This window comes from Staphylococcus sp. NWU MKU2, from assembly GCF_033283605.1.
Classification (GTDB): domain Bacteria; phylum Bacillota; class Bacilli; order Staphylococcales; family Staphylococcaceae; genus Staphylococcus; species Staphylococcus haemolyticus.
In genome coordinates this window covers 515,428-527,777 of the sequence record NZ_JAVSMH010000001.1, presented here as the reverse complement: position 1 = coordinate 527,777, position 12,350 = coordinate 515,428, and the positions used below count along the sequence as shown (strand labels likewise).

The 12,350-nt window shown below is 32.0% G+C and carries 11 protein-coding genes; 4 read left to right on the top strand and 7 right to left on the bottom strand.

What is annotated here, in order from left to right; all coding sequences use genetic code 11:
* Nucleotides 1–137 precede the first annotated feature (137 nt).
* The 3 genes from SBL15_RS02765 to SBL15_RS02755 form a co-directional block, all read right to left on the bottom strand.
* Nucleotides 138–377 (bottom strand): DUF3923 family protein, encoded by a 240-nt coding sequence (locus SBL15_RS02765; RefSeq protein ID WP_053017181.1) that lies wholly within the window; start codon nt 375–377, stop codon nt 138–140.
* Between the two features lie 98 nt (nt 378–475).
* Nucleotides 476–1,717 (bottom strand): ArgE/DapE family deacylase, encoded by a 1,242-nt coding sequence (locus tag SBL15_RS02760; protein WP_107611939.1) that lies wholly within the window; start codon nt 1,715–1,717, stop codon nt 476–478.
* 134 nt (nt 1,718–1,851) lie between these two features.
* The gene (locus tag SBL15_RS02755; protein WP_107611940.1) at nt 1,852–2,757 is read right to left on the bottom strand and encodes a phosphatase PAP2 family protein; all 906 of its coding nucleotides are present in this window, start codon (nt 2,755–2,757) and stop codon (nt 1,852–1,854) included.
* A 415-nt stretch (nt 2,758–3,172) separates the two neighbouring features.
* On the opposite strand from SBL15_RS02755, the gene SBL15_RS02750 reads away from it, so the two are divergent.
* Both SBL15_RS02750 and SBL15_RS02745 read left to right on the top strand, forming a co-directional pair.
* The gene (locus tag SBL15_RS02750; RefSeq protein WP_053018616.1) at nt 3,173–5,215 is read left to right on the top strand and encodes a cation:proton antiporter; all 2,043 of its coding nucleotides are present in this window, start codon (nt 3,173–3,175) and stop codon (nt 5,213–5,215) included.
* A 172-nt stretch (nt 5,216–5,387) separates the two neighbouring features.
* Nucleotides 5,388–6,035 (top strand): metal-dependent transcriptional regulator, encoded by a 648-nt coding sequence (locus tag SBL15_RS02745; RefSeq protein WP_107613339.1) that lies wholly within the window; start codon nt 5,388–5,390, stop codon nt 6,033–6,035.
* A gap of 77 nt (nt 6,036–6,112) precedes the next feature.
* Here the strand turns inward: SBL15_RS02745 and SBL15_RS02740 are convergent, their stop codons facing one another.
* Nucleotides 6,113–6,856: a M50 family metallopeptidase gene (locus SBL15_RS02740; protein WP_107611942.1), complete on the bottom strand. Its 744-nt coding sequence runs from the start codon at nt 6,854–6,856 to the stop codon at nt 6,113–6,115.
* Between the two features lie 219 nt (nt 6,857–7,075).
* Between SBL15_RS02740 and tarA the strand changes: the two genes are divergently transcribed.
* Complete coding sequence (gene tarA / locus SBL15_RS02735) at nt 7,076–7,837, top strand: N-acetylglucosaminyldiphosphoundecaprenol N-acetyl-beta-D-mannosaminyltransferase TarA (protein WP_107611943.1); 762 nt, start codon at nt 7,076–7,078, stop codon at nt 7,835–7,837.
* 442 nt (nt 7,838–8,279) lie between these two features.
* Here tarA and SBL15_RS02730 read toward each other — a convergent pair whose 3' ends face one another.
* From SBL15_RS02730 to tagH, 3 genes are all read right to left on the bottom strand, one after another.
* A complete protein-coding gene (locus tag SBL15_RS02730; protein WP_107613331.1) occupies nt 8,280–9,305 on the bottom strand; it encodes an NAD-dependent formate dehydrogenase in 1,026 nt (341 codons plus the stop codon).
* Between the two features lie 254 nt (nt 9,306–9,559).
* Complete coding sequence (locus tag SBL15_RS02725) at nt 9,560–9,922, bottom strand: DUF2294 domain-containing protein (RefSeq protein WP_233641300.1); 363 nt, start codon at nt 9,920–9,922, stop codon at nt 9,560–9,562.
* Between the two features lie 410 nt (nt 9,923–10,332).
* Nucleotides 10,333–11,127, bottom strand: a complete 795-nt coding sequence (tagH, locus tag SBL15_RS02720) for a teichoic acids export ABC transporter ATP-binding subunit TagH (protein WP_053041177.1) — start codon at nt 11,125–11,127, stop codon at nt 10,333–10,335.
* Between the two features lie 326 nt (nt 11,128–11,453).
* Between tagH and SBL15_RS02715 the strand changes: the two genes are divergently transcribed.
* Nucleotides 11,454–12,266, top strand: a complete 813-nt coding sequence (locus SBL15_RS02715; protein ID WP_037548273.1) for an ABC transporter permease — start codon at nt 11,454–11,456, stop codon at nt 12,264–12,266.
* Nucleotides 12,267–12,350: the final 84 nt, after the last annotated feature.

Here is a 12,350-nt window from a genome sequence, read left to right as displayed (position 1 = left end):
TAGAAGGGGAAATGTAAAAAGAAGAGGGTTCAGAACAAGGTTGATTAAATAAAAAGAGGAGGGAGTTGGACAGAATGTTTAGATTCATTGCCTTACTCCCTCACATCTACTTAATTTGCGTTAACTTAATAAATAAACTAAATTGTTGCTTGTTTACGTTTTGAATAAATGAGATTAACAATTAGCCATACGATTTGTATCAAGAATGGAATTAGATATGCTAATCCCAATACAGCAATATTAATCCATTTGACTTCGGTAGTTTGTATGACACCTGCTGCATCTACAGATCGTTGCCAAAGTAAAAATGCAAATCCAAAAAAACTTAAAACTTCAAACACACTTATTATCCACCAAAAAATCCATGAAATTTTCATGATATCCTCCTATGAATGTAAGACTCAACTAAAGGATAACATACACGTTTAAACATAAAGTTTTCTCAGTATAAATATTAGTTTAAAATGATCGCTAGTTACTTATATTCCTTTAAATAAGTTATAAGCAATTCCTTATAGTAATCGATAAAACGAAGATATTTCTCTTTTTCGACATATTCATTTATTTGATGAGGTACTGTTCCTGGTCCAAACATTAGGAAAGAAAAGTGTTCATCTTTATCGCGCAATAAATTGGAAGCATCTGTTACACCAACGGTTGGTGATGCGACAATATCCTCTCCAAATATTTGTTTAGCTACGCGTTGCCCAATCTTAATTAATGGATTATCTCCAGTTGTTAATACTGGATCTAAATCTAAGTATAAATCTTCTTCTAACTGTCCGCCTTGCTTATTAACTTCTTCCAAATACGTTTTGAATAGTGATTTAACTTTTTCGTTATCATATTCTGGAATCGTTCTAATATTAAATTCAGCAGTTGCAGTATCAGGAACTGAATTGACTTGGTTCCCACCATGTAAAATAGTATTGCTAATGACAAGTCCAGAAATCACACGTTCAACTTCTTCTTCATCTAGATTGTTTTCTTGTTGTAACTGTGATTGAATGCGTTTGATAAGATGTGAGAAATCTAGCTTTTCGCTTTTTAATTCTTTCGAAATACGTTCATATTCTGTATCGATATCTTGTATAAATTGAATTAATGGTTTAATTGCATTAAATCCTACGACAGGTACAGAGCTGTGTGCGGCTTTTCCTTTAGAAGTGATTTTATAATCCATTGATCCTTTATGAGCATAAACAATATTTGTTTCAGATGGTTCGGCAATTATCAAAGCATCAACATTATTCATATAACCTTTCTTATACAATTGTGCGGAACCAAGTTGTTCCTTTTCTTCGCCGGCAGTTGCCATAAATTTTATCGTACCATGAGGTAGTGCATCGTTCTCTTTCAACTCAATCATCGTAATAGCTAAAGCCATAAGTCCAGATTTCATGTCTGAGGTACCACGACCGAATAATCGATTATCTTTTTCAGTCATTTGAAATGGTGGATAGTCCCAATCGTTTTGATCACCTTCCGATACAACATCCATGTGACCTGAAATTGCTACAACTGGACTACCACTGCCGATTGTAGCAATTAAGTTAGCACGTTTACCTTCAATAACATCAATTTCTGCGTTAATATGATGCGCTTCAAATAAGTTCTTCAAATAAGTTGCAACTTCAATTTCATTATCATTCACCGAATTAATTTCTACGATATCTGACAATAATTTGAGTTTTTCCTTTTCTGAAAATGTATTCATAACTTTAACTCCTTAAAATAGAATTATTATACAGTTAAAATTTTAGTAAAGATTAAAAATACGTCAACTGTAGTTATTTCTAATTTAGAACGTAGCAATTAAATCGATGATGATACGTCCGTCATCATGCCACATTATTGCTGATTAGTATTTGAAGTCATCTTGTGTATAAGAAAGTCTGACATCACCATAAGACCAAACATAATGATTAAACTCATGGTTACATCGCTAGTAAAATGCGCACCGATTCGAATTCGGCTTAATGCCATTAATACACTATAAAATAGACCAATTGCGAACATAATTTTTCGTGAGCGAAGCTTATGGAAATAGAAAGCTAAAAACATGAGAAAGGCACCATTACCCGTATGTCCTGATGGGAATGAACTATGCCCTGTATTGCCATTAATGGTAAGCCAATTGGTAAAATGTGCCCCTTTGTCGCTAAGTTCATATGGTCTAACACGTCCCCATAATTCTTTCATATTGTCAACAAGTTCTAAGCCGATAAATAGTACGATAAAGCTGATAAGTGACACTTTAAATAATCTAGTTAATTCAGCAGTATTTGTGTTTTTTAACCAAAAATAATAACAAACAAATGCGATTATTAATAAAAAGATTAGTGATATAAACATACTCCAACCTAAGGGTAAAGCGGTACCTGCATTTCCTTCATTATTTGCCATACCCATAGGCTTATGGTGCTTTATATTATTTGATGTTGATAATATGTATTGAACAGTTTCTGATACTAGTGCGTTCGTTTTAATTAATGTGAATACAGCGGTCATAACTAAGATGATTATCTTAGCAAATCGATGATTAAACGTTGTGAATACATAATAATTTAATATAATAACAGAAATAATGAGTACTAACGTAGGCGGGAATAACCCATAATTTTGAAAGAGTGTGCCAAATAAATCATTTTGATTCATCAATGCATTTGATATCGCTTGATCTGAGACTGTTGCAATCAACATAATTAAGAGTAAAATGCCTAATACTGTCACAGTAAGTCTTTTTGAAATAATCATGTATAATCCTCCTAAAATGTTTTCAATTAAAGCACCCGATTGTTTAAAACGGAATGATTTCATTTTGAACATTTCTAACTAAAGCATAGTAATGAATGTTTAATTCAATGTTAGGGGATAGTAAAAATTTTATTAAAATCTAAATGGAAGTCTTATTTGCTATAAAGGTGATTGTTATAAGTGATCAAACAAATGAATGGTTAGAAGTAGATTGGAATGCTATCAATTTAATAAAAATGGATTAGAAATGAATGCAAGTTAGTTAATTCATTGTAACTTTAATGGTAAAATTATAATTAACCGATTGTGAGTTTAAGATGTATTTATCAGGATATAAATAGACATAAAACTTATTTTTATATTAGGCAAGTCTTATTTCTCCAATTAAATATGAAGTATAAAATGGGGTGGAAGTTTGGAAATATTTGAAACGATTCTCATATTTCTAGCCGTAGTTATTGTAAGCTCCTTTGTTCATACTTTTTTACCCAAAGTGCCTCTGGCATTCATTCAAATTGCTTTAGGAATGCTCCTCTTTTTAACGCCAGTACCTGTAGAATTTAACTTCGATTCAGAACTCTTTATGGTAGCAACGATTGCACCGTTACTTTTTGTGGAAGGTGTTAACGTTTCGAGAGCTCATTTACGTCGTTATATTAAACCAGTGATGTTAATGGCTTTAGGACTCGTTATTACAACTGTTATTGGTGTGGGTCTATTTATTCATTGGATTTGGCCGACACTTCCTATTGGTGCAGCTTTTGCCGTAGCCGCAATATTATGTCCAACTGATGCTGTGGCAGTGCAAGCTATTACAAAAGGTAAGGTTTTACCTAAAGGTGCTATGACTATCCTTGAAGGTGAATCGTTACTTAATGATGCAGCAGGTATCATCTCATTCAAAATAGCGGTAGGTGTTTTAATTACTGGTTCATTCTCATTATTTGAAGCGGTGCAACAATTTCTAATCGCGTCAATCGGTGGTGCGATTATTGGTTTACTTATTGGTATTGCGCTTGTTAGATTCCGTTTAACACTTACAAGACGTGGCATAGAAAACATTAATATGTTTACCTTTTTACAACTATTAACGCCATTTGTTACTTATCTTGTTGCTGAAATGTTTCATGCGTCAGGTATTATTGCTGCCGTTGTAGCAGGTTTAGTACATGGTTTTGAACGTGATCGTATCGCCCAAACTCGTACTCGACTTCAAATGAGTTACAATCACACTTGGAACATTCTAGGATATGCATTGAATGGTTTTGTTTTTTCAATATTAGGATTTTTAGTTCCAGAAGTAATTGGAAATATTGTAAAAACTGAACCACACAATTTATTGTTCTTAGTTGTGATAACAGCACTCGTTGCGTTAGCGGTATACTTATTTAGATTTATATGGGTGTATGTGCTCTATCCTCTATTCTATTTATCTGTCAGTCCTTTCCAAAAATTAATGAATGAAGAAGGAGAAGACAAGAAGAAAGAGAAACCACCTAAACGAAGCATGTATGCGCTTATCATGACACTATGTGGCGTGCACGGAACTATTTCGTTAGCAATCGCATTAACATTACCATACTTTTTAGCAGATCATCATGCGTTTACATATCGTAATGATTTACTATTTATTTCATCAGGTATGGTTATTATAAGTCTTGTGATTGCACAAATTGTATTGCCGTTTGTAACATCTAGTGCACCTAAGGCTAAGATTGGAAGTATGAATTTTAAAGAAGCTAGAATATATATTCTTGAACATGTCATAGATTACTTGAATCATCATTCATCATTTGAAACAAGTTATCGTTATGGTAATGTCATTAAAGAATATCACGATAAATTAACGTTCTTGAAATCTGTTGAAAAGGATGATGAGAACTCAAAAGAACTCGAAAGATTACAGAGTTTAGCTTTTAAGGTTGAAACGAAAACACTAGAACGACTTGCCGATGATGGTGAAATAACTGCGAGTGTATTAGAAAACTACATGCGTTATGCAGAACGTACACAAGTGTATCGTCAAGCGTCATTGATACGTCGTATGATTGTTGGTGCGAGAGCTGTACTATTAAAACGTCGTATACGTACACGTACCAATGCGGCATCATCATTAAGTGTTACTGATAACTTAATGGAACTTTCTAAAATCAATAAGATTGTTCATTATAATGTTGTGAGTCGTCTTGTAGATGAAGCGAATGAAGATAACAAATTAGAAGTTGGTATGATTTGTGACGGTTATCTTATGAGAATAGATAACTTATCGCCATCTAATTTCTTTAATACGCGTGCCGAAGATTCAATTACGAAGATAAAATTAAATGCTTTAAGAGAACAACGTCGTGTTTTATCTAGTTTAACTGACGATGGAGAGATTACTGAAAGTACGGCATTGAAATTAAGAGAAGCGATAAACTATGATGAAATGGTTATCGTTGATAGCTTAACTGACTAACTTAATAAATATGATTGAAGATATAATAGAGTGTGGTCGGGATAATGAATTCAAATAGAATTCTATCCTAGCCTCACTTTTTTTATTAAGGTACAGTTTGTTTAAATAAGGTGAATAACATTCGTTATCAATTCATGATACAATAAAGTGAATGTATGGGTGAGGTGAAATGATGTTAACTGAAGAAAAAGAGGATTATCTAAAAGCAATATTAGCCAATGATGGAGATACATCCTTTGTCTCAAATAAAAAGTTATCTCAGTACTTAAATATAAAACCTCCTTCAGTTAGTGAAATGGTTGGACGCTTGGAAAAAGCTGGTTATGTTGAAACGAAACACTATAAAGGTGTGAAACTCTCAGATGAGGGCTTGAAACATACGTTGGATATCATTAAGCGTCACCGCCTGTTGGAGTTATTTTTAATAGAAGTTTTACAATATAATTGGGAAGAAGTCCATCAAGAAGCAGAAATCTTAGAACATCGCATTTCAGATTTATTTGTAGAACGCTTGGATAAGATACTTGATTATCCTGAAACATGTCCACACGGAGGTATTATCCCCAGAAATCAGCATTTTGAAGAAAAATTCACGGTATCTTTATTAGAATTTGAACCTGGTGATAAAGTGACGATTAAGCGAGTACGTGATAAGACAGAATTACTTGTTTATCTCTCAAGCAAAGACATATCGATTGGGAATGCAGTTGAAATAATGACGAAGGATGATACTAATAAAGTCATTATCGTTAAACGTAACGATGTTATTACGATTTTAAGTTATGATAACGCGATGAATATCTTCGCGGAACGTGCATAAATAGAAATAAAAAATCTCCAATAAGGACAATGTGATGTTAAATCCTTATTGGAAATTATTTTATGGAAAGTCATCGATTAAAGTATGAATTGAAACATGAGATAAATCGCGAATAGATTAATCGCAATCCAAATTGTGCTATATATGATAGTTGGAATGTGTGTGATTTCTGATAAAGTACTTCCATCCCAACTAGGTCTTGGTCTTTGAAAAGTAAGCTTGAATATCGTCCAACTTGATTGGAGTACTTCGCCAAGTAATACGCCTAAGATAAGATGGTAAAGTAAAACAACTAAGTAATAGAACATCATTTGATTATCATGTTGTACTAAAAAATATAACAATGCAATAAGTATGATAAGCACCACAATAGGTGACAGTTTACGCGAAGTAAGTACTAAATAATAGATAAAAATAAAAATATAGGACACGAGAAAGAGACTTGGATGACCATAATGTGCAACACTGATACCAATTAGTAGCATGATAGGTGGCATAACATAACCACCTAAAGTAGTAATGAATTGCCCAATCAGACCTTTAGATTGAGTGATAGCATAACCTTGTTGCATCGTTTGAAGTCGTTCCGAAGGCCGTGTGACGATGACTAAATCTTTTGCGCGACCACCACTAAGTTTATTAAACAATACATGACCGAATTCATGTGTGAGAACTGGGATATAATTGAGATAGACATCTAAATATTGATTTATTTGACGATGTCTATTTTGGTGAATCATAATATAAATAATCGCAATAATAATGATTAAGTATATATTTAACGTAATGATTGTTGTAAAGAAATTTTCTAAATAGACCATAGTTGACCTCGCCTGGATAAGGATTATAGTATCTATTATAAGTCAAAAGAGGTGCGTTGGCGTTTGGACTTTAGCCTTATTTTCTAGAAACTTGAAATGTAACGTAAAGATGAGTTAGCTTTTTCTAAAATTTGTAAAAAGAAATTAGTATGTATTTTTGTTATATTTTCATATAATAGATGCATATGAAATTGTATGGACAGTAAGGAGAATGCTTAAATGCATAATCAAAAAGAAACAACAAACAAAGTAGATATTTTAGGTGTTCAATTTGACAATGTAACTATGATTGAGATGATTGAGTACGTTAAGTCATTTTTCGCTCAAGATGCTAAAGACAATTTATTTATCGTGACTGCTAATCCTGAAATTGTTGATTATGCAACGGAACACGTGAGTTATAAACAGCTGATTAATAGTGCGGATTATGTCGTTCCAGATGGTACAGGTGTCATTAAAGCTTCTAATCGTTTGAAAACACCATTAAAGAGACGTGTGCCTGGAATTGAATTGATGGATCATTGTTTGAAAATCGCACATACGAATTACCAAAAGGTTTATTTACTTGGAGCAAAAAGTGAAGTTATAGAACTGGCATGTGATAATTTACGTCATAAATATCCTCAAGCTGAATTTGATTATCACCATGGCTATATTAACTTAAATGATGAAACAGTTATCAAACGTATCCAGCGTTTTAATCCTGATTATATTTTTGTGGGAATGGGTTTTCCTAAACAAGAAGAATGGATTCAAAAGTATCGTCACATATTCAATCAAACAGTATTGATGGGCGTTGGAGGATCATTTGAAATATTTAGTGGTACTAAAAAGCGTGCACCAAAATTATTTATCAAACTCAATATCGAATGGGTTTATCGTTTGTTAATAGATTGGAAGCGTATTGGACGTTTAAGTAGTATACCTAAATTTATGTTTAAAGTATTTAAAGTAGAAAGAAAAATGAAAAAGAAAAAATAGGAGAAGATGGTCAGGGGTTACCATCTTCTCCTATTTTGTTTAAGGGGGAGAACAATTCATCATCACATTTGAACAGGGATAATATGTGATGATGACTATTTTTGTGATTGCAAATCATGTTATGATTTTTGATCTTTACCGAGCTTCGATTTGAACAGGGATAAATCGAAGTATATATTTTTTCATTTAAGATATGCGTGTTTTCAAACTTATTAAGTCTATTCTGACACCTAACAAGCTATAACACTTAGATAAATTTTATATTTAAATTTTTAGGGTTGTTTTCTACTATAAATGAGATTAAGCAAATATAGGCATACATGAATTCAGGGATAGTCTTGTAATACTATATAACTTGCTCTAATAAGAAATCTTTACGAATAATCAAGGTCTATTTTAAGCGTTGTGCTTATGATTAAACTTTTAACGTGTATAAATGCTATTATTTAGCAGTGTAACTTGAACTAGAGATTTTACCACTAGAAACAATAACATCTTTATCTTGGAAAGGTTCGTTATTAAAGAAGCGGTTTAAAATATCTTTTGTACCATCTTCAATACGTTTTTGAGATTCTAAAGTCATACCAGAATAATGAATGGTCATAGCGTTTCTTGGCATAGTTCTCCAAGGGTGATTTTCTGGGGCAGGTTGTGGGTACCATACATCACCAGCGTATCCCTGGATGTGACCACTGTTAACAGCTTGTACTAAAGCTTCAGTGTTAACAATTTTACCACGTGCTGTATTTACTAAATAGCTTCCTTCTTTCATTTTACTTAAAACGTCTTCATCAAATAAGTTATCTGTTGAAGGTGTAAGTGGTGCATGAATTGTAATGGCATCACTAGTTTTAATTAATGTGTCGAAGTCAACAAATTTAGAATTTTCATTGTCTTTTTGATTGATTGGATCATAATGTTGAATTGTAACGTTAAATGGTTTTAAGCGTTCGGCTACTAATTGACCGATACGACCAAAGCCGAAAATACCAATTGTTTTATTTTGTAATTCACGTGCTTGGTTACCTACTTTAGATAAGTCCCATTCGCCTTCGACAGATTGACGATGACCTTCCATGAAGTTACGTAACACAATTAATAGATCCATAACTGCATGTTCAGCAACACTTACTGTATTACTACCTGTTACTTCAACAACACCAACATCATGTTGACTTGCTGCTTCAAGATCTACGTGGTCAGAACCAACACCAGCAGTAATCGCTAATTTTAAGTTTGGTGCTTTTTCAATACGTTCTTTACTCATATAAGCAGGATAGAACGGTGCACTTATAATAATATCCATATCACTTAAGTGTTTGTCTAAATCTTCTTCACCATCTTTTAAAATAACTAATTCATGTTCAGTGTCTTTTAAGAATTCTCTTAAACCAATTGCTTTTTCAGTGTTAAGTAATTGATTATCTAAACCTTTATCTGTTTCTGGGAATAATGCTACTATTTTCATAAATATACACTCCTAAATTTAGAATTTTTCTAGTTTTTCTAGTAATTCTGTGTTGAGAGCACTTATAACGTTAAAAAAACTCGATACTTGATTTGCGTAACCACCTCCTTTAAGTGAATAAAAATTCAATAGAGAGGGTTAGCAAACAGCACCGAGTACCTTACACCAATCCCATAAAATAATGATGTGTAATGTTGCATCATCTTTTAATGTTCAATGTTATTAAATTATGTATCATATATAAAATTGAAGTATTAATCTTCAATTGATTGATCAAAAACAAAAATTGAAATTACTTCATCGTTTTCTAAGTCAAGGTCAGTAAATAATTTCACAAATTTAGCGCCAACAAGCTCTTCCATTTCTGTGGGAGGTTGACGTTTATATAAATCTTTTATTTCTTCTGTACGTCCTTGTTTAAGCATACTCTCGAAATTTTTGTTTTGCAAATAAAAATTCTCAACTTTGCTTAAACTACCGGTCATATGACATATAGCCCAATTATCCTTAAAGAAAACTTTAATATTTTCTGGACCTTTACCAATATATGATTTTCTATAAGCACGCACCAAATTCGCAAATTGTTGTGTCTTATTATTTGAGGCTATAATCGTCACCTTCTTTAACTATAGCAATAAAATTTACTGTCTATATTTATAGTATAACGGATAGTTTTATTTTTAAAGTATTTAACTCACAAGATTAATGATATTTTTTAAAAAATTGAGTATTTATTCATTCTTATGTGATTTGAAAATTGATTAGATTAAATTTAACGAGTTACATAAATCAAATTGATTATAAATTGGTAGAAAGCGATTGGAACAAAATTCTTCTGAATGCGTTGTCCCCAGTTTATTTAACTTGAAGAATTTCTTAGTGAAATACTGCTCCGCCCAAAAAGAAGACTAGAACTGAGAAAAGCTTGATTTAAAGCATATTCTCAGTTCTAGTCAGCGACTGTGCATTTGCAATGTAGCCTTTTAATATAAAGTTTTTCCAAATGCTTTGTGTATCATCTTATATTTTATTTCACAATAAAACGTTTTTCGTCTAATTGTTTTCTAAAAGCTTTTTGATCAGCTTTTGATTTTTTCTTGAAGTCCTTTAAGAATTGCTCATATTTAGGAAGAACCTCTTCTAAATCTCCGTATTCTTTGAGCTTTCCGCCTTCAATCCAAGCAATCTTAGTACAAAATTCACGGACTTGGCGAATATTATGACTTACGAAGAAAATCGTTTTATTCGCTTCTTTGAATTCATAAATTTTATCTAAACATTTTTGAGTGAACGTTTGGTCACCAACTGATAAAGCTTCATCGATAACTAGAATATCAGGATTAATTGTAACGTTAATCGAGAATCCTAATTTAGCACGCATACCACTTGAATAATTTTTAACAGGTTGATGGATAAATTCGCCGAGTTCACTAAATTCTATAACTTGAGGCATAAGTTGCTTGATTTCTTTTCTTTTGAATCCCATGCATAACATTTTAAATTCGATATTTTCTACACCAGTTAAACGACCATTCAGACCTGCATTGATTGCGATGACACTGACTTCACCATTACGTTCAATATTTCCAGAAGTAGGGGAAATAGAACCGCCAATCATATTACTTAATGTAGATTTACCTGAGCCGTTAATGCCGACTAAACCTATGACATCACCTTCGTGAGCTGTTATAGAGACATCATCTAAAGCGAAAAATGTATTATTTTTATTTTTAGGGATTAAGGCATCTTTAATGCGTTCTTTATTATTACGATAAATGCGATATTCTTTTGTCACATTATTTATATTTACAGATACGCTCATGATATTTCCTTCCTTATAAATACTTATATAGATTATAATACATCATACAATAGTTGTTAAATTTATTAACCTAGTGTAAAGTGTATAAGAGATTTTGAATAACTTTTTGTAAACAATAAGTAGATTTTACTTTTTTTGGAAAATTAAGTCCATAGTTATGGTTCTTATTTTCTAGTAATCTTCTCTACAATATAAAATAATACTATATGTACGTAATAATTATATTAAACTTTTCAGAAATTGTTATATATAATGTAGTTATCCTAATTTTAAATAAAAAATGTAAACACATTGTGGATATTTAATTGAAAGCGTGGTTAATTTCAATGTCGGCAGTAGGATCTGTTTTTAAAGAACATATCAAGAATTTTTACTTAGTACAAAGACTTGCACAATTCCAAATTAAAATAACGAATACGAATAACTATCTTGGTGTAGCTTGGGAGTTACTGAATCCAGCATTACAAATCATGGTTTACTGGTTTGTATTTGGTATGGGGATTAGAAGTAACCAACCTATTCATGGCATACCTTTTATTTATTGGCTACTTGTAGGGATTAGTATGTGGTTCTTCGTAAACCAAGGTATTCTTGAAGGTACTAAATCAGTATCTATGAAGTTTAATCAAGTGGCGAAGATGAATTTCCCACTTTCTATCATACCTACTTACACTGTAACCAGTCGTTTTTATGGTCATATAGGTTTATTGTTAATTATTATAGGAATTTGTATCGTTAATGGTATTTTCCCTTCAATTCATATTGTACAATTATTAATTTATGTACCAATGACATTTTTCTTTACAGCATCTGTTGCATTATTTACGTCGACACTCGGCATTATTGTGCGGGATACACAAATGATCATGCAGGCTTTGCTAAGAATTTTATTCTATATGTCTCCAATTCTATGGGTACCTAAAGATTCAGGTATTGGTGGAACAATTGGTGAAATTATTAAATTTAATCCAGTTTATTTCTTGGCTGAATCATATCGTGCAGCAATTTTATTCCACGAATGGTACTTTATAGAACATTGGAAATTATTAATTTATAACGTGATAGTTATTTTAATTTTCTTTGTGCTAGGTTCAATTTTACATCGAAGATATCGCGATCATTTCGCAGATTTCTTATAATTTAAAGTCCTTGATAAATGTTGATGCGTTTATCAAGGATTTTGTGTATACAGCATAATGACAATTTTTGATTTATAATTTTTA

Excerpts from the sequence above, each read along its gene's own strand:
- SBL15_RS02740 (WP_107611942.1), bottom strand. The coding sequence starts at position 6,856 with ATGGTCTATTTAGAAAATTTCTTTACAACAATCATTACGTTAAATATA.
- tagH (WP_053041177.1), bottom strand. The coding sequence starts at position 11,127 with ATGAGCGTATCTGTAAATATAAATAATGTGACAAAAGAATATCGCATT.
- SBL15_RS02745 (WP_107613339.1), top strand. The coding sequence starts at position 5,388 with ATGTTAACTGAAGAAAAAGAGGATTATCTAAAAGCAATATTAGCCAAT.
- SBL15_RS02765 (WP_053017181.1), bottom strand. The coding sequence starts at position 377 with ATGAAAATTTCATGGATTTTTTGGTGGATAATAAGTGTGTTTGAAGTT.
- tarA (WP_107611943.1), top strand. The coding sequence starts at position 7,076 with ATGCATAATCAAAAAGAAACAACAAACAAAGTAGATATTTTAGGTGTT.
- SBL15_RS02755 (WP_107611940.1), bottom strand. The coding sequence starts at position 2,757 with ATGATTATTTCAAAAAGACTTACTGTGACAGTATTAGGCATTTTACTC.
- SBL15_RS02760 (WP_107611939.1), bottom strand. The coding sequence starts at position 1,717 with ATGAATACATTTTCAGAAAAGGAAAAACTCAAATTATTGTCAGATATC.
- SBL15_RS02730 (WP_107613331.1), bottom strand. The coding sequence starts at position 9,305 with ATGAAAATAGTAGCATTATTCCCAGAAACAGATAAAGGTTTAGATAAT.
- SBL15_RS02715 (WP_037548273.1), top strand. The coding sequence starts at position 11,454 with ATGTCGGCAGTAGGATCTGTTTTTAAAGAACATATCAAGAATTTTTAC.